Here is a 25250-nt window from a genome sequence, read left to right on the forward strand (position 1 = left end):
TTGAAATTCTAAGCCATAATATGGCTGCCAAGGTAAAGCGGACCTCGTTTCAAAAGCTCCTAAATGCGATGAAAAAGCTTACGATGGAGGTGAACGATAACGAAATCCTTCGTAGGCTCGAAACCTTGATGGCAACGAGCAAGGAAGATCTGAACCAAGCAGTTGTGCGCTCCCTTTTGGAAAATCCCCTCGAGTTCGATCCAAAATCCGTTCCGGAGCCTTATGCACAGTACGTCCGACACTTCGTTTATATGGTAAAACGAAATAAGAAAAAAGGTCTAGACGTCACGTTTGACGCGGACGCTTTAGAAAGCAAAGGAGCAAAAAAGAATGTTCCTGCTGCAAAATCCTCCTTGGAAAAGAAAGTCCCTCCGAAACGGAAAAGAGCCTAAAAATCGAATTTCGGCCTGTGCGTAGCACAGGAAAAAAATCCCTGCCGTAAATCCGTTCGAATTTTGATTTATCTGCCGGTTTACCGGCAAATGCCTGCAAAAAACAGCAATTCCCGCCCGGAGACTGGCATCCACTGGCAGAAAATGGGCAAAAGCATAAATGCCTGATTTTAAGCATCGAACCTTGACATTTGCCAGGGCTTTCAGGGGGAGAAATTTTTCGTTTTCCTGGAGAAAAGCGAATCAAGCAAGAATTACAAAAAGGGGGTTCCATCATGGGCATTGGATCGGAAAAGGCTTGGATTGACCCTCAAATAAAATGCTTAAAATTAGACAGTCTATCTTTACCAAGTCTGTGGAGTGGGTGACTTTCTCTGGGCAATGCCGAAGGGAGGGCAGATTCCGGCATCAAGGATCGCTCCCTGCTTTTTGGGAATACCACCGGCTGGGTTCTGAGGAAATATTTGATAGGCTTTTGGTCATTCTAGGGTAGCAGATTCTGCGGTGGCTTTAGGAATTTAAGGCTTCTCGGCCTTTTCGGTTGAGGTTCGGTGCCCATTGCTGGGCTATACTGGCCTTAGGCTTGGAAAAAAGAGCAGTAGAAGAGCTTCCGACAAAGGGGCACCAGAAGCCGTTGAAAGGGTTGCAGAGAATCAAGGAACCTGGGTTCCCGAGACACTCATACACCTGTATTTTCATGAAATATTGTCATGTGTAGGTAAAATTCCTGCGCCTGAGAAGTTGGCGCATTTGAGGTGGTATTTCTGCTTGCCTTTGCCTTCCCGCGGGGAATTATCTACGTATGGCCGAAGTCATCAAGTTAAGGGTAAAATGCCATGCTTGCTCAAATTTAATCGAAGGCTCTGCTCGCTATGGGTCTGGACATTATGTCCCGGAGGGAGTAGATTTTGAATTTGTGGCGATTGGCAAGGTGGAAACCCCTAAAGGAAGGCGGGTTAAGGCTGAAATTACTGCGATTTGCCCGAATTGCGGCGTAAAATGCAAATGGACCGTCTGACGATTAAAATCAATCATATAAACATGCTTAATATATATCAATATTTATGTTTTTAATTAATTATGACTAATTTTAATCTTAATTCTACGTCGTGCATGCCTTATATTAATCGATTAATTTTAATCATAAAAATTGGATGAATTTTACAACCCCGCTTTATTCTCTTTTCTTCGCATGCATCTTTCTTTTACGGTGGATTTTACCCAGATTACCCTTTTTCCCGAGATGGATTCCCTTTCCGTTCCTCTTGGTGGGGAGTTATTTGTTTTATTTCTCCTGGAGTCCCAAGTTCGGGAGTTTGATTTTGGCCACTTCCGTTTTGGATTATTCCGTGGGTTTGGCTATGGAGAAATCTTCTGCTAGGAGGAAAAAGGGACTTCTCCTTCTTTCTCTTTGTGGGAATCTGAGTGTTCTCGGGTTTTTTAAATACTACGGCTTTTTCCTGCAAAGTGCGAATGCCTTATTTTCGGCATTTGGGCTTTCCTCTGCATTGCCGGCTTTGAATGTGGTGCTGCCGGTCGGGATTTCTTTCTATACGTTTCAATCCTTAAGTTATACCATCGACGTGTACCGAGGTGTGATTCCCCCGGAGCGGAGCTTTTGGAGATACGCCTTATTTCTTTCTTTTTTTCCTCAATTGGTGGCCGGTCCGATCGTTCCCGCAAAGGAGTTTCTGCCCCAGCTGGACCGTTGGCTTTCTTGGGAAGATTTCCCTTTCCGGTCTGGTTTGGTTTTATTAGTGGTAGGTGTCTGGAAAAAAGCGGTTTTAGCGGACCATATCGCCGTTTTGCCGGATGTACTGTTTCAGAATCCCGTTTTTGTTTCTTCCGCCTTCGCATGGGTAGGAGTTTTTGCCTACGCTTTGCAGATTTATTTCGATTTTAGCGGATATACGGATATTGCGATCGGCTCCGCTCTGCTTTTGGGATTTCGCTTAACAGAAAATTTCAGGATGCCGTACTTGGCATCCAACTTTTCCGATTTTTGGAGGCGGTGGCACATTTCCCTTTCTTCTTGGTTGAAGAATTATCTGTACATTCCTCTCGGAGGAAATCGAAACGGAGAGGTCCGTACGTACTCGAATTTATTCGTTACCATGCTCTTGGGCGGACTCTGGCACGGAGCTAGTTGGAATTTCGTGGTCTGGGGAGGAATTCATGGAATATTTCTTGCCTTGGAAAAATTTTTTGCTCGGTTTTCCCTTTTCCAATCCGCTTTCGATTCTTCCGTTTTTCGTTTTCTCTACAGGTGCGTAGTGGTGTTCTCCGTGGTTCTTGCTTGGGTTTTTTTCCGTTCTCCCGATTGGGGGCGGACGCAAGCGGTGTTTTCGAAGCTGTTTTTTCTTTCCTCCGCAGGAGTTTCTCCAGGGGATCAGTCGCTCAAAATATTTTTCGGCTGCTTGCTTTTGTTTCTTCTGGGGACTTGGATCGGAAAAAGAGAGGAAAGCCGAGGAAGTTTTACCTGCTGGCTGGAACGTTTGCCTGCATGGATTTTTACCTGCGGAATCGTGACCGCATTGGTGTCGGCGGTTCTTTTATCCGCGGAATCTCAGCCGTTTCTCTATTTCGTTTTCTGAAAAGGTCTTTGCAGTAGGTTCCGGATGGTGTTCGGTTCCGTGTAAATCCAAACCGCCTTGTTGTCATTCGGGCATTCCAGGATCTGATCGGGATTTCCATAAAAGGACCGGACTCTCGCTTCTCCCAATCCTTCAGGAATCACTGCGTAAGGTCCCTCCGGCGGAAATAGGTACCACTCCCGGTTGGAAAGAAGATGGGAGCCTTCGAGGGTGCTGTAGTCTACGGAGATCGCTCTGATTTTTTCCCGGGAATAGACTAGGATTCTTTTAGCGGTTTTTCCATCCGCAACGACGGAGACAAACGGTTCGGTCCGGTGGAGTTCGTCCACGCATTTCGCTTCGGGCGGTGTGGGAATTCCTGCGAAGATCCAACTTTCCTGCAACGACTTGGGGGAACTGAAAATCGTATATCCTCCCAGTCCTAGTATGGCGCCGAGAAGGGCTACGTTTCTGGAATTCTTGCGTTTGCCCAAATGGCGGGAAATGACCAGCGCTCCCAAAAGAGCCGGTACCATGTAAAATGCAGGGACGGTATAGCGAAGCCCGGTTTCGTCCGAATATAGCCCGGTGAAAGGCGGAATTCCGATCAAAATCAGTTGGAAATACCCGGCAAATCCGAAGCTAAATCCTCTTTCTTTTCCCCGAAACAAAGCCCAAATTGCGGTCAAAAGTGCAAAAAATAGAAAAATCCCGGGTAGTTCCCCGTGCAGCACCCACTGGAAAAAATCTTCCAAGTTCCGTTTGCAAGCTTCCAGGATCGGCAATCGATTGGGTGCCTGCATGGACAAAAACGTCCTCAAAAGCGCGTGGAGGCCGAATCCGATCAGGCCGGAAAGGAAAAATCTGAGGGAAATTGTGGGGAATTCCAGGCCTCCTCTGCCGTAACGACGTGCCCAGGCGAGAAGAGCCGGTACGTATAATTCTAACAATAGGAATCGATCCGACATTACGAGCAGGGAGAGGGTCGGAAAAAAAAACATTCTGGGGGCCTTTTCGTTGTACAGGTACGGCCAGGCCCAAAGTGCGGTGAGAAAGGCGCCGATATGCATCGTGGGAACGAGAAACAGGTAAAGGACCGGAAATTTTTCGGCGAGTAAAAGCAGGAAGGAAACGGTCAATAACGCGTAAGAAAAACTGTATAGACTCGGGACCTGAGGTTCCAATGTCCTTAGGAATCTACCTAAGGCCCAGACAAAAAAACAGACCTGCAAGACGGAAAATCCGACCAAGCCCCAGAACGGATGTCCTGCGATGACGCTTGATAAAAATACCAAGGGCAAATCCGGAAATAAGTACGGGGAAGAAGCCAAGGACCAACTGCGCAAAGATCCACCGTTTTGTAGTACGTCCGTGAGTACGGTAGGGAGATAAAGAACGTCCGGATTCCAATAAATCTCGACCGGGCACCTGGCTAAAGTCGCGGCTAAGCTCAGTAGAAACAGGATCGAGGAAATAAGTATCCAGTACACTCGGGAAATTTGGTTTTACGCTTAGGAAAGGTAAAGAAGAAAACGGAAACTAGTTCTGGACAAACGGTTCTTTCAAGCGAGCCTGGAAAAGCCGAGTTTCGATATGGATTCTTCTCCGACAAGATTTTCCTCTTCCCGCCTTGGAGTCGTATTCGGGGGAATCGTTTTGATTTTTTGTCTGGATTTTTTCGTTTTCGGAGCGGCGATCTGGAGGGTGCCGAACGAGTCCGCTTGGAGTACGAACCATTTCTACAATTTTCTTTACGAGTATTTCCGGATTCGAAAGAAGCCGAAGACGAAATTCCGCATACTGATCGTCGGGTCGAGCATCGCGCATTATTCTTTGGATCGATCGTTATTGGAAAGCGAGGTGTACGCATTGTCCGGGAAAGAAGTGGAGGCGGAATTTCTTTCCTATGCAGGAATGACTCCTTTGGACGCGTATCTTCTCCGGAAAAAAATTTTGGAGTTAAGCCCCGATTTGGTCGTTTATCCGATCAACTTCATCGATTGGAGATTGCACCGCACCTATGTCCTGGATCCGGTTTCGGGGAGAAACGATACGTTTCCCGAGGAAAAATTGATCTTGGATGCTTTGAATTACGGCGAGGCTCCTCAATCCAGGTATATCTTTCCCTCCGAGACCTTATTTTCGTTTTGGGATCTCTTGGGACCGGAAAAGAGCGCAGAATTCGCGGCTGCCGCACTTTTCGATTTTTACAGGTACAAGGACATCTATTGGAAAAATATCCGTTCCCTATTCGACCATCGCTTCGGGAGAAACACGAGTTACCACGGATATAACGGCGTACAAATTCCGGAAAGGATTACTAGTTTGGGTTGGACCGGAAAGTCCTTTTCCTTTCTTCCCGAAGAATATATGACTCGGAAGGGATTTTATCTCCAGGTCGTACGGGAAATTTTGAGGGAGAGAAAACTTTCCGTTTCTCTTCGCAATCGATCGGGGGATTCGCAGATCTTGGAATTCGATTCTCCCGGTTGGAAACGGATTCTTCTGGATCCGAAATTTTTAAAAGAACCTTCACCTGTGACGGCAGAGCTCTCCCATACTTGGGTTCCGTATTTTGCGGAAGCGGAAAACAAGGACTGGGTGTACGACGAGTTGGGGGTCCGGTTACAACAAACGTTCGGGTCCGAGGTCCCCAGGTCCGGAATGCAGTACACTAGGGAAGAAAGGAGCGAAGACCTTCGCTATCTCGGAATGAGTGAGAAAGAATACAGGGAATATTTCTTTTTTCGCCTATTGTCCGAGCCGGAAAAAAGACCCGGGATCGGATACCTGGTCGCCCTAGCCGAAGCGAAGAGAAAGGTTTCGTCGGAGACGTTTCGTCCGGCGCTTCATTTCCGCTTTATGGCGGAGTTTTTGGAATCGATGCGGACCGCAAAAGTTCCGGTTCTGCTCGTCAACAATCCGGAAAGTCCGATCAGTTTGGAATGGTACGCACATTCGAAATGGTACCGGGATCATCTGGAATATTTGAGGAAGGTCTCCGGAAACGGTGTCGTGTTTTTGGATTGGAAGGACGCCTTGGGGGAAACGGATTTCAGCGACTACCATCACCTCACGTATCCCGGGATGAAAGAGATGAATCCGATGTACGCGAGAGAAGTCGTTAAATTTGTCGAATGACAAAGCTCTGCGCGGGAAAAAAATAGATCAAAAAGGGGAGGAGGCGACTCACGTTTCCGACCTTTTGTATTGCGGAAGGATATGAATAAAATAAGCGTTGCCGTACTCGGAGCGACCGGCTCCGTCGGACAAAGATTCATCCAGCTTTTGGAGAATCATCCATATTTCCAAGTTACCCATCTATGTGCGTCCGAAAACAGCGCGGGAAAAACGTACGGAGAGGTGATGAGGAAGCGTTGGAAAATTTCTTCGGACATTCCTTCGTATGCGCGGGACATAATCGTTACGACGCCGGACCCTTCCCGCGCACCCGGAGTAAAATTGGCTTTTTCCGGTCTGGACGCAAGTGTCGCCGGAGAAGTCGAAACCGCTTTTGCAAACTCCGGGATCCATATCATTTCGAACTCTAAGAACCATCGTATGGTGGAGAACGTGCCTTTGCTTTCCGCCGAAGTCAATCCGGACCATCTTTCCGTGCTTTCGTTTCAGAAGACTCCGGGAAAAATCCTTACGAATTCTAATTGCACGATCATGGGAGTTACGATCTCATTGAAGCCCCTCTTCGAGCAATTCGGGATTGAAGCGGTAATGCTTTTTTCCATGCAGGCGGTTTCCGGTGCCGGTTATCCCGGAGTTCCTAGTATGGATATTCTAGGAAATGTCGTCCCATTTATCGGTGGAGAAGAGGAGAAGGCGGAAATCGAACCTTTGAAATGCCTGGGCAAAGTCGTAGACGGTCGTATCGTAAATGCGGATTTTCCTATTTCCGCTCATTGCAATCGTGTTCCCGTTTTTGACGGACATACGGTTTGCGTTTCCGTTAAGTTGAAAAAGAAAGCTACGGAGCAGGAAATCCGCAAGGCTTGGACTTCTTTTCGGGGACTTCCTCAGGAATTGGAACTTCCCTTGGCCCCACCCGTGCCGATCGTATATAGGGAAGAGGAAGATCGACCGCAGCCAAGGTTGGATTTGGATACCGGAAAAAGTATGGCCACTGTGATCGGTAGGCTAAGACCGGATCCTCTTTTCGATTGGAAATACGTCGTCTTAAGTCATAATACCGTTCGAGGCGCCGCCGGAGCGGCCGTCTTGAACGCGGAACTGATGGTTCGAAAAAACCTACTCTAAGAGAGGACTTTGCCGTGCTGGATCCACAATCGCCGGAACTCAAGGTTGCGGATTACAACTCTGCATTGCAATTGACTCAGGCTTTGGAAGCCCGGGGAGATTTCCAATACAAAGGGATCTATAAGCTCGTACTGATCGTCGGAGATTGGACGGAAAAATTCGTCGCGAACAAAATCCTTCCCGCGGCCGATCAGCTCGCTCGGGAATTGGCTCTAGATCGGGAAAGGGTTTCGGCCTATCTTCGCGAATTATCCTCGCGACAAAATCCTCCTTTGATCAAAAAGATCTGCATGATCGATTTTGATCCGACCGGAGACACTTCGGACGGACGATCCATCGGTTCCTCTCTTCGTTTAATGACCGTGTTTGCCCGACCTTTGCAGACGGACGGATCCTCCAGCCATCGGTATGTGGAGGGGATTAACCAGGCATCTTTTGCCTCCGTCCAGAGATGGATCAAGGAGAGAAGAAAATTCCCGGGTCCGGAAAACTTCCAGAGGTGGATTTGGGAGTGCATCGATTCGAACCGATTGAGCGAAACGTATGCTTCTTCGGAGATCGGAGGTCTTTTTCAGGATTCTTTCGACATCACTCCGCCGATGAAGCAGACGACGATCAATATAAACCTGAAACCCGTACTGAAACGATTGGTCGATTCCAAGAACCTATATTTTTTTCGGAACGAACAGGCTCTCAGCCCGGGAAACCGGTCCGTATTCTATTACAACGTCCACGAGGAAATCATTTTACGGCTGGAAGCGTATAAGAAATATCTAAAGGAGAAAATCGTCCCGGAATTGCAGAGAATCGGAGTCATAGGAAATTTTACTCCCGAAGAGATGGATAGTACCAGAAATCTCGTTACGCAAGTCATTCCTTTCCTAAGCCCCGCTTACGGGGATCAAAAGACGGTTATGGAAGAACTGTCGACCCTGATCCACTTCGAGGAAGAGGAGAAGGAAAAGAAGGAAAAAGAGGAAAAAAAGGCGAAACTCTCCGAGCTCCTGGACTATATCCACTCGGCAAACCGTTTGGTTGATCTGAATTTTCTCAGATTCCGAGGGGAACCGATCGAGGGGGAATTGCGCACTCTGATCGTCAATAATGAGAGCATCCTCAGCGCCGATTACGCGGATAGGAAAAACCTGTACACTTTCGCGCTTCACAAGGAATGCGTTCCGGGGGCGATCGAAAACGCGCGGCGAGTTTTTAGCGCCACCGGCAATGACAGCGAAATCCGTGTCCTGGAAAAGATGGACGTAAGGGATTTTCTGGATCCTCGGGAGGCGGCCGAGCAGTTTGACAAACTGGAATATTCGTCTTTGTTTAAGTACCTTCCTTTTATTACCAGATTTTGGAGATCCTTGTTCGGAAATAACGTAGTGCATCGTTTCGAGGCGGAAGAGATCAAAGCTAGATTGTCCACCGAACAGAACAAGATGGTGTTGGAAGCCAAAACGCGGGCTGCCCAGGAAGAAAAGCAGCGTCTAGCGGAGCGTAGGCTCAAAGAAAAAGACGCGGCGGAGACCGTTGCAAAACCTAAGGCAGCGGCGTCGGCCCCCGCGGAAACGGTTTCGGCCTTTTCTCGGTCGGGGGAACAGGAAGTGGATCCGGAAGGCAAGAAAATGCTTTCCGCCGTTCTGGACATTTTGGACGCCGCTTGGTCAAAAGGGGAGACTCCGGATCGCAATTATCTTTTGGAAAAGTTAGGAGCCGACTCCGACGAAAATACCCTTTTGAACTTTCTGAAAAAGAATGCAAAAAAGGAAATCCTTTCCTTTATGGTAAGAAATCAGCAAGAGAGATATACGTTTCCGATATTGATCACCAAGAGATATTTGAAGAAGAACGGAAAAGCCCTCTTGGATAAGGCAAAGAAGGTGGTCGACGAACAGAAAGACGCCGATATGCCCGAGCAGGAAAAGTTCGATTTCTATATTTCTTTCGAAGATTTTCTGAATCGAACTCTTGCGAAAATTTAACCGAATCCTTCGCGTTCGTCTGGAAGACGGCGAATCCGCGGATTCTTCCGAATCTCATGAAAAACGAACTCGTTAATTATAGAAAAACCAAAATCATCTGCACGATCGGTCCGGCCACCGCGGATAAGAAGATGATTCTCGCTTTAGCGGAAGCCGGGATGAACGTCGCCAGGCTGAACATGTCGCACGGGAACCACGAATTCCACCGTTCGATCATCAAAATCATCAAAGCTCTGAATAAAGACGTTCTCAAGCACCCGATCGCGATTTTATTGGATACCCAAGGACCGGAAATCCGAACCGGAGATCTACAGGTGGACCATCTGGATCTGAAAGTGGGGGAGTCTTTTACTTTCCATATCATTCCGGGTGTCGAATCGGAAGAACAATCCGTTTTCGTGAATTACAGGGACATCGTAAACGACTTAAAGGTCGGCGACCGGGTCACGGTGGATAACGGTCTGATCAATCTGGTGGTGGAAGAAATTCAGGAGACCGCCTTGAAATGCAAAGTAGTGGACGGAGGAAAGTTAGGTTCTCGAAAGCATATCAACCTTCCCGGAATCCGCGTCAATTTGCCTTCCATCACTCAAAAGGATCATAAGGATATTCTTTTCGGATTGGAGGAGGACGTCGATTTTATCGCTCTTTCCTTTGTCAGGTCCAAAGATGACATCCTGCAACTTCGAAAGATCATCGAGGAAAATAACGGACACTCCGCGATCGTGGCCAAGATAGAGGACCAGGAAGCGGTCAAAAATATGATCGAAATCGTGGATTCTGCCGACGGCGTCATGGTAGCGAGAGGGGATTTGGGAGTGGAGCTCCCGATAGAAGAATTACCCATCATACAAAGAGCCATCATACGGGAATGCGCGGTCCGCGGAAAAAGAGTGATCGTCGCGACCCACCTTCTCGAGTCCATGATCAGCAATCCTTCTCCTACCAGAGCGGAGGTCACGGATGTGGCCAACGCAGTTTATGAGGAATCCGACGCGATCATGCTCTCCGGAGAAACCGCAGCGGGAAAATTCCCGATCCGTTGCGTGGAAATGCTTCATAAAATCGCGGAGAGAGTGGAAAAAACTCCGGGCGTCGGGTATGTAGGCGATCGTATTCCTTCCAACAAGAAGGAAGAGATGGCAAAATCCGCCGCGATGCTTTCGGATTCGATCAAGAGTCCTGCGATTATAGTGATTACCCGCAGGGGAACGACCGCATTGAACGTGGCTTCCTTTCATCCGAGGCATCCTCTGATCTACGCGTTCACGAACATGACGACGGTAAGAAGAAAGCTTTGGCTGACTCGAGGAGTCATTCCTTATCGCATCGATTTTTCCAGTGATCCGGAAAAGACCATTAAGTTGGCCATCGAGACGTTGAAGACCAGCGGAAGGATCAAGGAAGGCGATCAGGTAGTGATTCTTTCGGATATTATCGCGGGGGACGACCGCGTGGAAACGATTCAGATCAGGGAAGTAAAGTGATCTTTATTCTCCGCCTCCGCCAGGGTTTTCGGAGTCGGATGGTCCGAAGGCTTGGCTTTCGATCCAGGCCAAAAGGGCTTCTTTGACTCCGAGGCGGTCCAAAGCTTCGAATAACATTCCCGTATAATTCAATGAGGATTGGAAACGTTCGAACTCCAATCGGACCTTCAACTTCTTGATGTGAAGGTACAATTTCAATTCCTCCGGAGTCATATCTTCGGGATCCTTTTCCGAAAAGTCTTCGGATCCGACGAAAGGATTGAGCCGAAGTCCGGAAAAATCGCTCTGTTTCTTTTTTTTACTCATCCTTTCTAAGGTCTTAATTCTTGAATCTCGAAGCTGCGATTCCCAAGGAGAGGAAGGAAAAAAAGATACAAACGCCGCCGGTTCCGAGGGAAGCAAGTAGGAAGTCCCCGCCGAACGTTTTCAAGAAGAAGAGGAATACGGCGGCCAGGAAAAACAGAACTCCTATTCCTAAAAAATAGAGGCTGATCTTCAGAAATAGATAGGCCTGGAGGCCCTGTTTGATCTTTACTTGTGCAGATTTTCTAAGATACAGTAGGAGGGTTTCGATGTATTCCAGGAAGGAATCGATCAAAGAGAGGAGATGATTTCTTAATTCGAAATTTTCGAAAAAACCTCCGGCTTCTTTCGGCGGAGTTTCCGTATCAGCCGTATGGGATTTTTCTCTTTTGCGGGCCAACCGAAAATGCCTCTTTATTTCCTACGAATCAAAAGTCCGACGAGCAGACCTAACCCAACTCCGACTCCCAGTCCGATCAGTGCGGCTTTTTGCGGATTTTCCTTGATATAGACGCCGGTTTGATCGATGATCTGCTTCGCTCTTTCACTGGTTTCGCCCGTTACTTGTTTCAGGCGCTCTTTTAGATCTGATACGTGTTCCAAATATTCCTCTCTCGCTTTTCCCGTGATTTTTTTCGCCTTTTCCTTCAGGGATTCCAGTTCCTGGTTCAGGCTTTCTGCATTGGACATAAAAGAACCTCCAGAGTCTTGTATTAGAGGATCGGATTCTGATTTCAAGAACTTTCCAAATTCGTCAAAAACGACGAATAAAATCATTTTTCTAGATCCAAAATTTGAGAGAATTCGATCGAAAATTCCTCTAATATTGACAGCATGGTCATCGGGGAGTCCCTATGCGGGCGATTTCTCTCTCAAGCGAAACCCGATCGACATCATAGATTTTCATTAGGGGATGCGCTATGAATCTCTTCACCAAAATCGCTAAAATCCGCCGGAAACAAAGACAAAGGATTTATAACCGTGCTTATCGACAAGCGATGAAGCACTTGAAACGCGAGTTCAAGGCGGAGTCCGACCGCCATGTTCAGGCCGAGAAGGAACTGGAAAAATATTATCGCAAAGATGTCGACACCGAAGCCAAGAAGACCCGTAAAAAAATCCAGGAATTGGAAAATTACAAACTTCTTTTGGAACGGAAGGAAATGGAATTGGAGTCCAAGTTGGCCTTTCTGAACGACCAGCTCCACAAGATAGAGGAACTGAAAGCCAGGATGGACGGCGCAGTAAATCTCATGGCGAGAGCCGGTTCTCTATCCAACGGTGCGATCGACGACGCGGAGAAAATCAAACTGGCTTTGAAGAAAGTGCTTTGATTTTTGATCCGGCGAATCTCTTGTCATGAGCAACGCGAAAAAAATGGATCCGGACGAGGTCCGGCGGAAACTGCCGAAGGGTTGGGAAATCTTTATCGTGGATGAAATTCCCCGACTTCGTAAGAAGTATTCGTTTTCGCAATATTCTGCGGGGATCCGTTTCGTAAACGAATTGGCGAAAGAAGCGGAACGACTGGATCACCATCCGGACCTAGGAGTATTTTACGGAAGCGTGAACGTCGAGATCTTCACGCATTCTTTGCAAGGGCTGTCCGACCTGGATCTGGAGTTCGTGGCGTTCGCAGAAAGAGCGTACGAAAACGTCCGACTTTAATCGGATTCGGCAAAGCGGCCGCTTAACGGACCGCTCGAATCTCTTGGTCGAATTTCGGTTTTCTTCTTTCCAAGACCGCTTTCAATCCTTCGTCGAAATTTCCGGAAACGAAAGGTTTGAATTCCTGGATCAGATGATCCGTCGGAGCGTCGAACTCCAAGATTAAGTTTTTTCTAATGCTTTTTTTCAGGGATTCCAGGCTTGCCTGTGGAAGATTCAACATGTTTAACATATAATCCTCCGATTTTTTATGCAATTCCGCGGCCGGAAAGATCTGGTCCACGAGTCCGATCGCTTTCGCTTCCTCCGGTTTGTATGCGGTTCCCAGCATCGCTACGTCTTTCAGTTTTCCTTTTCCCACCACCGATTCGACGATGTTTAGCAGGGTAGGAGGGATGGTCAATCCGACCAGCACTTCCGAAAAACAGTATCTCGCTTTCCCGTCGCTCATAAATCGGAAGTCCGTCAAAATGCCTAACACAGCTCCGCCAGCCATCGCGTGTCCGTTGATCACCGTGACTTCCGGTTTCGGAAAAGTGTAGATCACCCGCATCATATCGAAAAGTTTCGCAAAGACTTTGATGCGGTCGTTCGCGGAACGCTCCAGCATGTATCTAGGATCCAGGCCGTTGGAAAAGAATTTCTCGTGTTTGGATCCGATGAGAACGGCTCTTACGCTTTTTTTCTCTCCCAGAATCCGATGGGCTTCGATCAATTCGTCCATCAATTCCTCGGTCATTTCGTTGGAAGGCGCACGGTCCAACCAGATCCAAGCCAAAGATTCCTTTTCTTCGATTTTAATATTCTTCATCGTAAATCCTTTTGCACTCAAACTAACAAGCTTGCTGGAACGATAGTCGATCACCTGCTTTTTCGTTCCTTTTTGACGAACTGACATAGGCTCCGATTCTTTCAAGTGGAATCCGAAACATAACGAATGTCGTTCGTCGATTCAAAAGAAAAAGGCCCGGAGGGCCTTTTCTGAAATGGATTCGATTTTTGGGGAGATTTTATTCGGGGATCACGATATTATCGTAATTGTCCGTAAAGCGATATCCGATTCCCCAGATCGTTTCGATCCATTCCGGCTGAGCGGAGTTTTTTTCCAACTTCGATCGGATCCGTTTGATATGCGAATCGATCATCCGTTCGAATCCGTCCCATTCCATTCCCCAAACGGCTTCCAAAATCATTTCCCGGGAGAAGACTTTTCCGGGAGCGGTAGCCATGAGTTGCAGTATGTCGAATTCTTTGCGGGAAATATTGATGACTTGGTCTTTCAGAGTCACCCTGCGACGAACCGGATCTATCTTGAGATTGCCGCGGATGATTTCTCCTCCGCTTCCCAAATTGGGTTTGATTCCGGCTTTTTTGTCCCATCGACGGAAGAAGACGTCCACTCTCGTCTTGAGCTCCCTGACGGAAAAGGGTTTCGTAATATAGTCGTCGGCGCCCAATTCCAATCCCATAATGCGATCTATTTCCTCGTTACGAGCGGTAACGATGAAGATCGGAGTGTTTTCATCCGACCTTCTGACGGTGCGACAAACGTCCATGCCGTCTATATCAGGAAGAGAGAGGTCTAATATTAGAAGATCAGGATGGTTTGCCTTATAATATTTCAGGCCTTCCTCCCCGGAGGTTTGTATCGTGGTTTTATAATGGGCCGAATCCAAAGACTTGCGGATGAGGTTTCCGATATCCGGATCGTCTTCGATGACCAAAATGTTCTTCATAAATACCTCAAGTGAATTTGATGGAAAATTTAACCTGAATACAACATATTCTTCCCATGAAAAATGCTTCAAAACAAAAATTAAGAACCGAGGAATTCACGTGAAAAATGCCGATTTTTCGGAAAAAAACGATGTTTAAAAGAACTAAAATCTAGGAAATTTGAGATCAAGCTGTGTCATATGATTTTTGAATTTTTGTCCCAGGCAACTCGACCTGGAAGGCGGTATATTTCGAATGAGTTTCACCGATAGGAATCCTAGATCCTGGGCTTTGATCGCCATCTCGGAACCCGGTTTAGACGTTCATGAAATCACCCGTCAAACCGGAATCAGACCGGACTTGCCGGTTCCCGGAACCGTGGAGGGAATTTCGGGAGAGCCGGTCAGTTCTCCTCTCTGGCAAATCCATTCCAAAAAGGACGCGAACCTTCCCCTAGAGGAACATATCTGGGAATTGATAGAAAGAATCTCTCCCCATCGTAAGGAGTTCAAATCCGTATGTGAGAGACACCGAGCCGTATTGTATTGTTCCGTGGAATATAACGACGGTCGTATGGAGGAAGCTTCGTTGGATTCCAAACTACTGCTTTTGCTCGGAAATTTAGGTCTGAAAATCGCCTTCCAAGCCTGGAGACTTCAGGAGAGAGGAAGAAGGTCAGAGGATCAGAATAATCTCCGTTAATCGAAATCTTTCCAGGTATTTTCGAATCGGAAGGGAAGGATGGGAAAAGATGAATACCCTTTTCTTTTCCCTTAAATCCAGCGCGTATTTGACCAATTTTTCGAGGGTGGCGATGGACGGAGTTTTGACGTTGCCCAATTCCAATTTGACGTGCCTGCTGGATTCGTAAAATGCCATGGCGAGAGCTGATTGGAATTCTTTGGAGGCTTCTCCTTCCAACATGCCGGATAAGGGCTCGATTTCCACTACTTTGCTTTTTTTTCGGATTTCGAAATAGGAGTATCTGCGAATCTGTTCCAAAGCGGGAGTCCGTACGAACAGATTGATTCGATAGCGGGAAGTCTGCAAGTCCGATATGGAGAGATACGATCCATGAACCTTACCTCCAGAACGACCATGGAAGCTCGAGCTCGGTTCTTGAAATCGGTGAGGGACTTTTTTTCATCCGAAAATTTCCTGGAGATCGACACTCCTTGTCTCAAAAAAGTGCCCGGGATGGAGCCTCATTTGGATCCGTTTTCGGTCCGTTCCCCTTCCGGACAAGAATCGGGATACCTGATCACTTCTCCAGAATATTCCCTGAAGCAGGCTTTGTCTGCGGGGCTGGAAAAGGTGTACGAAATCAGTCATACGTTCCGGTCGGGAGAAAAAGGGAGCCGTTTCCACACCGCGGAATTTCTGATGTTGGAATTTTATCGGACTCGGATTGATCTGAATGGATTGATGGATCTCACGGAGAATTTCCTAAGAGCCGTGGATCTGAATCGGATCCTCGGGAGTGGGGAGAAAAAAATTCCGAGAAGGAGCGTGAGGGAACTTTTAAAAACAATCGCGGGTTGCGACTGGGACAGATCTTCTTTAGAGGAAAAAATCGTCGCTTCTTCTTTGACTCGATTGCCCTTGGAGGAGCTGGAATACGAGGATTGTTTTTATCTGGTTTTTCTGAACTTTGTGGAACCTAGTCTTCCATCGGAATTCCAATTTTTGTACGACTATCCTCCGGAAATGGCCGCTTTGGCAAGAATAGAGGACGGATGCGCCAAACGTTTTGAAACGTACTTCGGAAGTTTGGAATTGGGGAACGGTTTTTTCGAGCTCTCGGATCCGACGGAACAGCGCCTCCGTTTTTCCTCGGAAAGGAAATTACGGGAAAAGTTGGGCAAGGAGGCGTTTCCGATCGACGAAGAATTTTTGGGAGCCCTGGATCAGGGGCTGCCCGCCTGCTCCGGCAATGCGATCGGACTGGATCGATTGTTTTTGACTCTGCAAGGAGAGGAAACTCTTGCCCGCGTCAGTCCGTATTGGGCCCGTCTAGACCGGTAAGAATCTCGGATCGAGGAGTAAATTGGTTTAAGATTCCCCTTTCTCCGGTTCGATATTCAAAATAGAATCGCAAAACTTTGGTTGCACGGATTCACTCTCCGAGTACTCTACTACGGGACGAACGGAACATGGCAAAAAAAAAGAATTATTACGTCACCATCAACGGAAAGAAATACGATCGCAGCCTGATTGAAATCGCCGAAAGTTCCGTATCCGGGAAAAAAGACGGACGCATTTCCGTCAACGACGCCAAGAAACTACTGAGTGCGGTAAAAGATAACGACACTTATACGGATATCGAAAAGAAAACCATAGAGCATATCCGGGAAAATTATAAATTTACGGACAAGGCCGACGAATGGTTCCGGTCGGAAATTAGAAAATGGGCGGGAGAAAAATCCGCAAAAGCTCAGTCTGCGGAGGAGGAAGCGGAGGAAATCTATACCACCCCCGATGAGGCTGCCAGCCTAGCTCCGGCATCCGTGGAAGCGGACAACAGCTACTCCGGATACACGAATTATATCCCTACACCTTCTGCCGGAAAACCCCGGAACAGGAGCGGAATTCCGATCTTACTTTTATCCGTCCTGATTTTGACGGGAATCGGGATCGGAATTTATTACGCGTTCGGAACCCCGGATCAAAATCCAAAAAAGAAAATCGCGTCCAAGGTCGAAAAGGAGAACGAAAAGAGAGTTCCGAAAGAGAAAAAAACGGACAGTACGCCATCCGAACAAGATTCCTCGGAAAAAGGAGTCTTCCAGCTGTTTTCGGGAACGAAGGAGAAGTCCGCAAAACTGGAAGGAAAGGATGGAGAAATCGCAAAAGGCGTGGAATCTTCTCCCGTTCGATTCGAAAAGAACAGTATTTCCGTAACTTCTTCTTCCCGCAAAACTCTAGATCACCTCTCCCGCCTCCTAAAGAGGAAACCGGAACTTAAGATTACCCTGACAGGGCATACGTCCAACGAAGGTTCCGAAGAGGCGAATCGGAAAGTCTCTCTGCTCCGTGCGGAAATGGTTCGGGATTATCTTTTGGGGAACGGGGTTCCCGCTCAGAGAATTTCGATCCAAGCCAAAGGAGCCACCGAGCCGGTAGCGGACAATTCCTCCGAAGCCGGCCGCCATGAGAATCGCCGAGTGGAAATCCGGATCGTCGAATAGATTCCGAAATTTTAAAGGGTACGGCCTAGTTCTCTAATCTTAGACTTAGATCGGAGCCTCTTTTCGTTTCGTACCTCCGCGATTTCCAAAAATCCCTCTCCGTCTGAAAAATCCTATACAAGTACCCTAGGTCCGAGGACGATGAAACCAACTCCCGGAGATAACAATGGCATTTGATATAGATATGATCCGCGCACGGTACGACAAGATCGGGACCTTGGTAAAAAAAGCTAGGCAGGTAGTGGGCAAACCTCTGACCTTGACCGAAAAAATTCTGTATTCCCACCTTTGGAACGGAGAACCCTCGCACGCGTTCGAACGAGGAAAGTCCTATGTGGATTTCGCTCCGGACAGAGTGGCCATGCAGGACGCTACCGCTCAAATGGCTCTCCTTCAGTTTATGTCCGCGGGAAGAGAAAAGGTGGCCGTTCCTTCCACAGTGCATTGCGATCATTTGATCACCGCTCAGATCGGTTCTTCTGTGGACTTAAATAAGGCCGCCTCGGAAAACAAAGAGGTTTACGATTTTCTTTCCTCCGTTTCCAACAAGTACGGTATCGGATTTTGGAAACCGGGTGCAGGGATCATTCACCAGGTTGTTCTGGAAAATTACGCATTCCCTGGAGGGATGATGATCGGAACGGATTCCCACACCGTAAATGCGGGCGGATTGGGAATGGTCGCGATCGGAGTCGGAGGAGCGGACGCCTGCGACGTGATGGCTGGGCTGGCTTGGGAATTGAAATGGCCGAAGTTGATCGGAGTCAAACTGACCGGTAAGTTAAACGGTTGGACTTCAGCGAAAGACGTAATCTTAAAAGTAGCCGGCATCCTTACCGTAAAAGGAGGAACAGGCGCGATTGTGGAATATTTCGGAGAAGGGGCAACTTCTCTTTCCTGCACCGGAAAGGGAACGATCTGCAATATGGGAGCGGAGATCGGCGCTACCACTTCCACCTTCGGTTACGACGAATCCATGGAACGTTATCTTCGTTCCACTGGTCGTGCCGCGATTGCGGACCTTGCCAACGGTATCAAGGAACACTTGACTGCGGACCCGGAAGTATATGCAAGTCCGGAAAAATACTTCGACCAAGTCATCGAGATCAATTTGAGCGAATTGGAGCCGCACGTAAACGGTCCTTTTACTCCGGATTTGGCGACACCCATTTCCAAAATGAAACAAGAAGCCGAGAAAAACGGATGGCCCACCAAGGTGGAAGTCGGACTCATCGGTTCCTGCACGAACTCATCGTATGAGGATATTTCCCGTGCCGCTTCCTTGGCAAACCAAGCAGTGGAAAAATCGCTGACCCCGAAGGCCGAATTCACGATTACGCCCGGCTCGGAGCAGGTGCGCTTTACCATCGAAAGGGACGGGTTCATTCAAACCTTCGAAAAAATCGGCGCAAAGGTTTTTGCGAATGCTTGCGGTCCTTGCATCGGTATGTGGTCTCGCGTAGGAGCCGAGAAGAAGGAAAAGAACACCATCGTGCATTCCTTCAATCGGAATTTCCAATCTAGAAACGACGGAAACCCGAATACCTTCGCTTTCGTCGCTTCTCCCGAATTGGTAACCGCGCTTGCAATCGCCGGGGATCTGACTTTCGATCCGAACAAAGACACTCTCGTAAACGATAAGGGTGAAAGAGTAAAACTGGATCCACCGAACGGAGACGAGTTGCCGAAACGGGGATTCGATGTCAAAGATGCCGGTTTTCAGGCGCCTGCTCCGGACGGTTCCAAAATCCAAGTGGTGGTCGATCCCAATTCCAACCGCTTACAGTTGCTGGCTCCTTTTACGAAATGGGAAGGAACCGATCTGAAAGGATTGAAACTTTTGATCAAAGCGAAAGGCAAATGTACCACGGACCATATTTCCATGGCCGGCCCTTGGTTGAAGTTCCGCGGTCACTTGGACAATATTTCCAATAACCTTTTGATAGGCGCGACGAATGCGTTTAACAGTAAGACGAATTCCGTTAAGAACCAGTTGGACGGATCGTACGACGAAGTTCCGAAAGTGCAGCGCCAATATAAGGCAAAAGGGATCGGCTCTTTGGTAGTAGGCGATGAGAACTACGGAGAAGGTTCTTCCCGAGAACACGCGGCAATGGAACCCCGCCATCTCGGAGTCCGTGCCGTGCTGGTAAAATCCTTTGCGCGAATCCACGAAACCAACCTGAAGAAGCAAGGAATGCTCGCTTTGACGTTCGCGGACAAGGCCGATTACGACAAGATCCAGGAAGACGATACGATCGATATCTCCGGACTACTGGGCTTTCAGGAAGGAGTTCCGTTGACCTTGGTCCTCCACCACGCGGGCGGATCCTCGGAAGAGATCAAAGCGAACCATACTTATAACGAACAACAGATCGAATGGTTTAAGGCGGGCAGTGCTTTGAATCTGATCGGCGGGAAAAAGAAGTAAGAGAGTAAAAACAAAGGTGCCGACTGTCAAATCGGCACCTTTCATCCTTTTGAAGATTGCTTGACTTTCGAAAGTTACAAGTTATAAAAATCATAACATGTAACTTTTGGAGGACGGCATGAAACGGAAAAAATTAGGTAAGAACGGACCCGAAGTATCCTCGGTCGGTTTGGGCTGCATGGGCATGTCCGACTTTTACGGTTCTAAGGCGACACGCGACGATCGGGAAAGTATTTCCACGATTCACGCTGCTTTGGATGCGGGTATCGATTATCTGGACACCGGCGACTTTTACGGGATGGGGCATAACGAACTCCTAGTGGCCGCCGCGATCCGGGATAGAAGAGACAAGGCTTTTTTAAGCGTGAAGTTCGGTGCATTACGTTCCCATAATGGAGCGTTTTTAGGCTTCGATACGAGACCTAACGCGGTGAAAACGTTTGCCGCTTATTCTCTACAGAGACTCGGAGTGGAAGTCATCGATTTGTACCAACCGGCCCGTGTGGATCCTTCGGTTCCGATCGAAGATACGGTAGGCGCCGTGGCTGATCTGATCAAGGAAGGCAAAGTAAGATATTTGGGTCTTTCGGAGGCGAATGCGGAGCAGATCCGGAGAGCGCATAGCGTTCATCCGGTAAGCGCTCTTCAGATCGAATACTCTTTGGCGACTCGGTTGATCGAAACGAATATCCTTCCTACGATCCGCGAGTTAGGGATAGGTCTTGTACCTTACGGCATCGTGGGGAGAGGTCTCTTGACGGGGAATATTTTCGGCGGTTTGCCTCAATCCGATTATCGAAATCATTTACCAAGGTTTCAAGGAGAGAATCTCGCCAAGAATTTGGAACGGGTCACGATTCTACAGGATTTGGCGAATTCGAAAGGCTGTACTGCGGCTCAGATCGCCATCGCTTGGGTACTATCCAGAGGAGAGGACATCGTTCCCTTGATCAGTACGAGCAAGCGGGAAAGGCTAGCCGAAAACTTAAAAGCACTTGAAGTTCCTCTGACCTCGGAGGAGCTTGAAAAATTAGATCGAACCTTTGCGGAGGGAGCCATTTCGGGGGACAGATACCCCGCACCTCAGATGGGTATGGTCGCCAAGTAGAAAGAAGGAAGCATGCCAAGGACCGGCCTATCCCAGGAAGAATTAAAACAAACCGCTTTGGATACGGCAGAAAAGATGATCCGCAAGTATGGGTTTGACAAGACCCATCTTGTGGATATCGCCAAAGAAATCGGGGTAAGTCATCCGATCCTATATAGATTGTTCCCGGATAAGGCGGCCCTAGTGGACGCGGTCTCGGAGCGTTGGTTGAACCGGATCGACGAAGAGCTTGCAGGGATCGCTTCCAAAAAAGGGACCGCAAAGCAGCGTTTGCATTCCTGGTTTCTCGCTTTGCACCGCCTCAAACGGGAGAAAGTTTCGATGGATCCCGAGTTGTACCGAGCCTTCAATACCTCCGCGGAGTTGAGACGTCCGGTCGTCGTCCGTCACCTCGAGAACGCCCTGGATCAATTGCGATCCATTTTGGAATCCGGGATCCGTTCGGGCGAGTTTTCGAAGAAGGACCCCAAAGTCCTCGCTTCGGTTCTGTTTCAAGGAACCCTCGGATTCCATCACCCGAAACTGGTTTTGGATCATCTGGAATCGGATCGTGAACCTTTGTTAAAACAGGTCGTAGAAGTTCTATTGAAAGGGATCGCATAATCCTTTCCGTTCTAGGAATCCTTGACGAATCCGGGCTATCCGTCAGGATAATACCCATAAGGGTATAGGATAATGAAGGAAATCGACGTTCGGACTCAACTAGTACATAGAATCCATAGGATTCAAGGCCAATTAGAAGCGATCGAAAAAGGTCTCTTCGACGACAAGGCGGATTGTGAAAAAACCCTGATGCAATTAAAAGCATCCAGTCAGGCTTTGAAAAAATTCGGGGAAGCGTATATGCACGCGTACATGGACAAATGTTTTACGGAAAAGAGAGGGAGCTCGAATATTAAGGAGAACGTAAGAAAGGCGATCCGGACCGCATTCTCCATCTGACCTTCCTCCGTTCCTCGGGTTATTGTACTGCGGCTTTTTGTCTTTTTCCCATTAAGAACCAATAATATAGTGCCGGGATCGAAAACCGGCTCAATAAGGTCGCCGCGATCTCTCCGAAAATCAGGGAAACCGCGAGGCCCTGAAAAATCGGATCAAAGAGCATAACGGAGCTTCCGACGACCACAGCGGAAGCAGTCAAAAGCATGGGACGGAATCTGACTAAGCCGGCGTTGATGACCGCTCGTTTTAACTCTATCCCTGTTTCCGTTTCCGTTCGGATGAAATCGACCAAAATGATCGAGTTCCGCACTATGATCCCGGCTCCGGCGATGAATCCGATCATAGAGGTTGCCGTAAAATACGCTCCGGTAATCCAATGTCCGGGTAGAATCCCGATCAACGATATAGGGATGGGAGCCATGATGATCAACGGGATCATATAATCCTGAAACCATCCCAGAACCAACAGATAGATGATCACCATTACGACGGCGAACGCGATTCCTAGATCTCTGAACACTTCGTACGTAATGAACCATTCTCCATCCCACTTGACGGTCGGTGATCCGTTGGAGGGAGGAGCTTCGAGGGTGGCGGTCGGATATTTTACCTGATCCGAAAGATTCAGGATTCCGTACACGGGAGCTTCCTCTTTTCCCGTAAATTCCGCCGTAACGTATTCCAAGGATCTGAGATTTTTCCGGTGCAGTGTCCGATTGTTTCGGATGGCCGAAGGCCCTACGGTTTTCTCCGCGGATACGGTTCCGCTTTGCATGGTGGAAAGATTCAAACCTATAAAAGGATTTTTGGAACTGCGGGCGGAATCCGAAAGGGAAAGCGAAACAGGTACCTCCTCCGGAGAGTCCGTATTAGAGAGGGACAAAAGTTCCGTTTCTCTGAAGACCAGATTGGCGTTCCGGGCGAGGGTGGATGCCTTGACTCCTAAGGCTCCTGCCGTCCTATAATCGAACGGATAAAGGACGCTGGGTCTCTGTAATCTAAGGCTCGAATCGATGTCCGCTGTTCCTTTTTGTGTCCGGAGAAGGTCCAGAAGTTCGGAAGCGATATCGCGACGGATCTCTTCCGTAGGTCCATAGACTTCCGCGACAAAGGTGGCGAGCACGGGAGGCCCGGGGGGAATTTCCAGAACCTTGGTCACAGCGTTATGCTCTTTTCCGAACTTCGATATCGGAGGTCTTAAGGATTCTATGATAGAGTGACTTTTCGATTTTCTTTCTTTTTTGGGAGTCAGGACGACGTGAAGATCCGCCTGCCATTCCTTACTCCTGAGAAAACTATGTTTGACCATTCCTGAAAAAGAGAAAGGTGCCGAATCTCCTACGAAAATCTGCACTTTTTCCACATTCCTATCGGAGGCTATGATTTTGGCAAGTTCCTTGGAAGATCTCATCGACTCTTCCAAGGTGGTCCTCGGTTCATAATCGATCAAAACCTGAAATTCCTCTTTGTCATCGAAAGGGAGCATCTTTACTTTCACGAATTTTAATGCAACTAGGGAGAAGGCACTTAGTAATAGGACTAGAATTGCGAGTCCGAATAAAAGCGCGTTCTTTCTGGAATACAAAAGCCAAGCGGTTATGTTCTCGTAGATCCGATTCAGTTTGGATTCCGTTTTCACGTTGTCGTTCCGATGGGAACTGGTTTTCAGAAAACGATTCGCTGCCCAGGGAGTCACTACGAAGGCGACCAGGAGAGAAAGAATCATTGCGAGGCTTGCTCCGACCGGAATGGGTTTCATGTACGGACCCATAAGTCCCCGTACGAACGCCATAGGGAGAATGGCCGCGATCACCGTGAACGTCGCCAGTATCGTTGGGTTTCCTACTTCGCCTACCGCGCGAAGGATCGTATTCAGGAATGCACCTTTGGGGTTCGACTTCAGGTGTCGTTCGATATTCTCCAGAACTACGATAGCATCGTCCACGAGGATACCGATCGAGAAGATCAAAGCGAACAGAGTCACTCGATTCAACGTGTATCCCAAAAAGTAATATAAAGATAGGGTCAAGGCCAAAGTGACGGGAATGGAAACGGAAACGATAAACGAAGCCCGTAGACCCATCCATAAGGCGATTAGAGCGGCGACGGAAAACGTGGCGATCAACAAATGCTCTATCAACTCGTTCGATTTAGCCCCCGCTGTCGCGCCGTAGTCCCGCAGTACCGACAAGGAAACGTCTTTCGGAAGAGCTTCGGTAAAATTCTCGGCTCTTTGGATCAACTCTTTGGAAAGATTCGTTATATCCGTTCCCTTTCTTTTGGAGAAAACGAGGGTGACCGCATTTCTCGGTTCGGAGCCCAATTTTTTATCCAAGAGTACGGATTCTCGGGTTCTTTCTTCCGGTCCTTCTTTTGTTTCCGCCACGTCACCGACGCGGAGGACTCTGCCTCCTCTCGTCGAAATCGGAGTGGCCTCTACCTGTGTTCTATTGGAGATGGGAGTGCCGACCTCCACGTCGTATAGAAAATCTTTTCCCCAATTTTTGCCCGAAAGAACAAAGGCATTGTTTGCTCCGATCCCTTCCGCTATTTCGGAGATGCTTAATCCGTGCAGGCGCATCCGATTCGGATCAGCCACTACGCGGATCGATTTTTTTCTTCCGCCTAATAATTCCGTACGTGCTATATCGGGAGTGCTGGACAATTCCCTAGCAAGCGGAGCGATCGCGGTGCGAAGGGAAAAATCGTCTCTCTTTGCCGAACTGAATGTGAGGGCCAAAAAGGGAACGTCATCTATCGTGTAGGAGCGAATCACCGGTTCCTGGACGTTGGGAGGTAGGGAAGGTCGAAGTTCCATCAGGCTATGGTGGATTTTTACCAAGGACGGTTCCAACGGTTCGCCGACTTTGAAACGTACCGTGACCAATGCTCCGTGATCCGAGCTGGCGGAGTAAACGTATTCTACGCCTTCCAAGCCCCAAACGGCCCTTTCGATAGGCTCGACGACGTTGCGTTCCGTTTCTTTCGGTCCGAATCCGGGATTTGCAATCCGGATGTCGATCATTGGAACCGAAATCTGAGGCTCCTCCTCCTTCGGAGTCATCGCCACGGCAAACAGACCGAGCAGAACGCTGGCGATCGAAAACACCGGAGTCAATTTCGATTTGATGAAAAAAGAGGACACTCGTCCTGCAAATCCGGATTCGGGAGTATTAGATTCATGGTTCATT

Annotated in this window: 24 protein-coding genes; 16 read left to right on the top strand and 8 right to left on the bottom strand. The window is 48.2% G+C overall.

The annotated features are described in order from the left end of the window. Window positions 1-20 precede the first annotated feature (20 nt). From EHO60_RS12345 to EHO60_RS12355, 3 genes are all read left to right on the top strand, one after another. Window positions 21-392: a phosphatidylinositol phospholipase gene (locus EHO60_RS12345; protein ID WP_167880227.1), complete on the top strand. Its 372-nt coding sequence runs from the start codon at window positions 21-23 to the stop codon at window positions 390-392. Between the two features lie 802 nt (window positions 393-1194). Next, window positions 1195-1410 carry a hypothetical protein gene (locus tag EHO60_RS12350; protein ID WP_135768514.1) on the top strand — a complete coding sequence of 72 codons (216 nt, stop codon included), beginning with the start codon at window positions 1195-1197 and terminating at the stop codon, window positions 1408-1410. 136 nt (window positions 1411-1546) lie between these two features. Continuing rightward, entirely contained in the window at window positions 1547-2986 is a 1440-nt protein-coding gene (locus EHO60_RS12355) for an MBOAT family O-acyltransferase (protein ID WP_135768515.1), read from the top strand. Here the strand turns inward: EHO60_RS12355 and EHO60_RS12360 are convergent. Continuing rightward, window positions 2971-4455: a hypothetical protein gene (locus EHO60_RS12360; RefSeq protein WP_135768516.1), complete on the bottom strand. Its 1485-nt coding sequence runs from the start codon at window positions 4453-4455 to the stop codon at window positions 2971-2973. The genes EHO60_RS12355 and EHO60_RS12360 overlap by 16 nt on opposite strands. Before the next feature lie 103 nt (window positions 4456-4558). Here EHO60_RS12360 and EHO60_RS12365 point away from each other — a divergent pair, with 103 nt between their 5' ends. The 4 genes from EHO60_RS12365 to pyk all read left to right on the top strand — a co-directional run bounded on the left by EHO60_RS12365 (window position 4559) and on the right by pyk (window position 10703). After that, window positions 4559-6106 carry a hypothetical protein gene (locus EHO60_RS12365; protein WP_135768517.1) on the top strand — a complete coding sequence of 516 codons (1548 nt, stop codon included), beginning with the start codon at window positions 4559-4561 and terminating at the stop codon, window positions 6104-6106. Window positions 6107-6187: 81 nt separating this feature from the next. Further along, the gene (gene asd, locus EHO60_RS12370; protein WP_135768518.1) at window positions 6188-7234 is read left to right on the top strand and encodes an aspartate-semialdehyde dehydrogenase; all 1047 of its coding nucleotides are present in this window, start codon (window positions 6188-6190) and stop codon (window positions 7232-7234) included. Between the two features lie 14 nt (window positions 7235-7248). Then, window positions 7249-9216: a hypothetical protein gene (locus EHO60_RS12375; protein WP_135768519.1), complete on the top strand. Its 1968-nt coding sequence runs from the start codon at window positions 7249-7251 to the stop codon at window positions 9214-9216. A 56-nt stretch (window positions 9217-9272) separates the two neighbouring features. Continuing rightward, a complete protein-coding gene (gene pyk / locus EHO60_RS12380; RefSeq protein WP_135768520.1) occupies window positions 9273-10703 on the top strand; it encodes a pyruvate kinase in 1431 nt (476 codons plus the stop codon). A gap of 3 nt (window positions 10704-10706) precedes the next feature. On the opposite strand, the gene EHO60_RS12385 is transcribed toward pyk, so the two are convergent. Genes EHO60_RS12385 through EHO60_RS12395 form a run of 3 tightly spaced genes read right to left on the bottom strand, consistent with a single transcriptional unit; the run spans window position 10707 to window position 11696 of the window. Then, window positions 10707-11009, bottom strand: coding sequence for a hypothetical protein (locus tag EHO60_RS12385; protein ID WP_135768521.1), 303 nt, complete (start codon window positions 11007-11009; stop codon window positions 10707-10709). A gap of 13 nt (window positions 11010-11022) precedes the next feature. Continuing rightward, window positions 11023-11406, bottom strand: coding sequence for an LBF_4227 family protein (locus tag EHO60_RS12390; RefSeq protein WP_135768522.1), 384 nt, complete (start codon window positions 11404-11406; stop codon window positions 11023-11025). A gap of 14 nt (window positions 11407-11420) precedes the next feature. Next, window positions 11421-11696 (bottom strand): DUF883 family protein, encoded by a 276-nt coding sequence (locus EHO60_RS12395; protein WP_135768523.1) that lies wholly within the window; start codon window positions 11694-11696, stop codon window positions 11421-11423. Window positions 11697-11926: 230 nt separating this feature from the next. On the opposite strand from EHO60_RS12395, the gene EHO60_RS12400 reads away from it, so the two are divergent. After that, the gene (locus tag EHO60_RS12400) at window positions 11927-12340 is read left to right on the top strand and encodes a TraB/GumN family protein (RefSeq protein WP_135768524.1); all 414 of its coding nucleotides are present in this window, start codon (window positions 11927-11929) and stop codon (window positions 12338-12340) included. A gap of 25 nt (window positions 12341-12365) precedes the next feature. After that, complete coding sequence (locus EHO60_RS12405) at window positions 12366-12674, top strand: 4a-hydroxytetrahydrobiopterin dehydratase (RefSeq protein WP_135768525.1); 309 nt, start codon at window positions 12366-12368, stop codon at window positions 12672-12674. 22 nt (window positions 12675-12696) lie between these two features. Here the strand turns inward: EHO60_RS12405 and EHO60_RS12410 are convergent, their stop codons facing one another. Together EHO60_RS12410 and EHO60_RS12415 are read right to left on the bottom strand one after the other, a co-directional pair. Next, the gene (locus EHO60_RS12410) at window positions 12697-13572 is read right to left on the bottom strand and encodes an enoyl-CoA hydratase/isomerase family protein (RefSeq protein ID WP_246028299.1); all 876 of its coding nucleotides are present in this window, start codon (window positions 13570-13572) and stop codon (window positions 12697-12699) included. Window positions 13573-13684: 112 nt separating this feature from the next. Further along, window positions 13685-14410 carry a response regulator transcription factor gene (locus tag EHO60_RS12415; protein WP_135768526.1) on the bottom strand — a complete coding sequence of 242 codons (726 nt, stop codon included), beginning with the start codon at window positions 14408-14410 and terminating at the stop codon, window positions 13685-13687. A 235-nt stretch (window positions 14411-14645) separates the two neighbouring features. Between EHO60_RS12415 and EHO60_RS12420 the strand changes: the two genes are divergently transcribed. Then, complete coding sequence (locus EHO60_RS12420; RefSeq protein WP_135768527.1) at window positions 14646-15092, top strand: DUF4279 domain-containing protein; 447 nt, start codon at window positions 14646-14648, stop codon at window positions 15090-15092. On the opposite strand, the gene EHO60_RS12425 is transcribed toward EHO60_RS12420, so the two are convergent. Then, window positions 15066-15440, bottom strand: coding sequence for an STAS domain protein (locus EHO60_RS12425; RefSeq protein WP_246028300.1), 375 nt, complete (start codon window positions 15438-15440; stop codon window positions 15066-15068). The two genes, EHO60_RS12420 and EHO60_RS12425, sit on opposite strands and share 27 nt — an antisense overlap. On the opposite strand from EHO60_RS12425, the gene epmA reads away from it, so the two are divergent. The 6 genes from epmA to EHO60_RS12455 all read left to right on the top strand — a co-directional run bounded on the left by epmA (window position 15423) and on the right by EHO60_RS12455 (window position 22059). Beyond that, window positions 15423-16415 carry an EF-P lysine aminoacylase EpmA gene (epmA, locus tag EHO60_RS12430; RefSeq protein WP_425460300.1) on the top strand — a complete coding sequence of 331 codons (993 nt, stop codon included), beginning with the start codon at window positions 15423-15425 and terminating at the stop codon, window positions 16413-16415. The two genes, EHO60_RS12425 and epmA, sit on opposite strands and share 18 nt — an antisense overlap. Window positions 16416-16543: 128 nt before the next feature. Further along, window positions 16544-17578, top strand: coding sequence for an OmpA family protein (locus EHO60_RS12435; protein WP_135768529.1), 1035 nt, complete (start codon window positions 16544-16546; stop codon window positions 17576-17578). Between the two features lie 166 nt (window positions 17579-17744). Next, window positions 17745-20009 carry an aconitate hydratase gene (locus EHO60_RS12440; RefSeq protein WP_135768530.1) on the top strand — a complete coding sequence of 755 codons (2265 nt, stop codon included), beginning with the start codon at window positions 17745-17747 and terminating at the stop codon, window positions 20007-20009. Window positions 20010-20127: 118 nt separating this feature from the next. Continuing rightward, window positions 20128-21117: an aldo/keto reductase gene (locus EHO60_RS12445; RefSeq protein WP_135768531.1), complete on the top strand. Its 990-nt coding sequence runs from the start codon at window positions 20128-20130 to the stop codon at window positions 21115-21117. Window positions 21118-21129: 12 nt separating this feature from the next. Next, window positions 21130-21720, top strand: a complete 591-nt coding sequence (locus EHO60_RS12450; protein ID WP_135768532.1) for a TetR/AcrR family transcriptional regulator — start codon at window positions 21130-21132, stop codon at window positions 21718-21720. A 72-nt stretch (window positions 21721-21792) separates the two neighbouring features. After that, the gene (locus tag EHO60_RS12455) at window positions 21793-22059 is read left to right on the top strand and encodes a metal-sensing transcriptional repressor (RefSeq protein ID WP_135768533.1); all 267 of its coding nucleotides are present in this window, start codon (window positions 21793-21795) and stop codon (window positions 22057-22059) included. 19 nt (window positions 22060-22078) lie between these two features. On the opposite strand, the gene EHO60_RS12460 is transcribed toward EHO60_RS12455, so the two are convergent. Then, window positions 22079-25249: an efflux RND transporter permease subunit gene (locus tag EHO60_RS12460; RefSeq protein WP_135768534.1), complete on the bottom strand. Its 3171-nt coding sequence runs from the start codon at window positions 25247-25249 to the stop codon at window positions 22079-22081. Between the last annotated feature and the right edge of the window lies 1 nt (window position 25250).

It is taken from the genome of Leptospira fletcheri, from assembly GCF_004769195.1.
Classification (GTDB): Bacteria; Spirochaetota; Leptospiria; order Leptospirales; family Leptospiraceae; genus Leptospira_B; species Leptospira_B fletcheri.

Coding starts and splice junctions, on each gene's coding strand:
- EHO60_RS12345 (WP_167880227.1), top strand. CDS start 21: ATGGCTGCCAAGGTAAAGCGGACCTCGTTTCAAAAGCTCCTAAATGCG.
- EHO60_RS12350 (WP_135768514.1), top strand. CDS start 1,195: ATGGCCGAAGTCATCAAGTTAAGGGTAAAATGCCATGCTTGCTCAAAT.
- EHO60_RS12355 (WP_135768515.1), top strand. CDS start 1,547: ATGAATTTTACAACCCCGCTTTATTCTCTTTTCTTCGCATGCATCTTT.
- EHO60_RS12365 (WP_135768517.1), top strand. CDS start 4,559: ATGGATTCTTCTCCGACAAGATTTTCCTCTTCCCGCCTTGGAGTCGTA.
- asd (WP_135768518.1), top strand. CDS start 6,188: ATGAATAAAATAAGCGTTGCCGTACTCGGAGCGACCGGCTCCGTCGGA.
- pyk (WP_135768520.1), top strand. CDS start 9,273: ATGAAAAACGAACTCGTTAATTATAGAAAAACCAAAATCATCTGCACG.
- EHO60_RS12385 (WP_135768521.1), bottom strand. CDS start 11,009: ATGAGTAAAAAAAAGAAACAGAGCGATTTTTCCGGACTTCGGCTCAAT.
- EHO60_RS12395 (WP_135768523.1), bottom strand. CDS start 11,696: ATGTCCAATGCAGAAAGCCTGAACCAGGAACTGGAATCCCTGAAGGAA.
- EHO60_RS12400 (WP_135768524.1), top strand. CDS start 11,927: ATGAATCTCTTCACCAAAATCGCTAAAATCCGCCGGAAACAAAGACAA.
- EHO60_RS12405 (WP_135768525.1), top strand. CDS start 12,366: ATGAGCAACGCGAAAAAAATGGATCCGGACGAGGTCCGGCGGAAACTG.
- EHO60_RS12410 (WP_246028299.1), bottom strand. CDS start 13,572: ATGTCAGTTCGTCAAAAAGGAACGAAAAAGCAGGTGATCGACTATCGT.
- EHO60_RS12415 (WP_135768526.1), bottom strand. CDS start 14,410: ATGAAGAACATTTTGGTCATCGAAGACGATCCGGATATCGGAAACCTC.
- EHO60_RS12420 (WP_135768527.1), top strand. CDS start 14,646: ATGAGTTTCACCGATAGGAATCCTAGATCCTGGGCTTTGATCGCCATC.
- EHO60_RS12435 (WP_135768529.1), top strand. CDS start 16,544: ATGGCAAAAAAAAAGAATTATTACGTCACCATCAACGGAAAGAAATAC.
- EHO60_RS12440 (WP_135768530.1), top strand. CDS start 17,745: ATGGCATTTGATATAGATATGATCCGCGCACGGTACGACAAGATCGGG.
- EHO60_RS12445 (WP_135768531.1), top strand. CDS start 20,128: ATGAAACGGAAAAAATTAGGTAAGAACGGACCCGAAGTATCCTCGGTC.
- EHO60_RS12450 (WP_135768532.1), top strand. CDS start 21,130: ATGCCAAGGACCGGCCTATCCCAGGAAGAATTAAAACAAACCGCTTTG.
- EHO60_RS12455 (WP_135768533.1), top strand. CDS start 21,793: ATGAAGGAAATCGACGTTCGGACTCAACTAGTACATAGAATCCATAGG.
- EHO60_RS12460 (WP_135768534.1), bottom strand. CDS start 25,249: ATGAACCATGAATCTAATACTCCCGAATCCGGATTTGCAGGACGAGTG.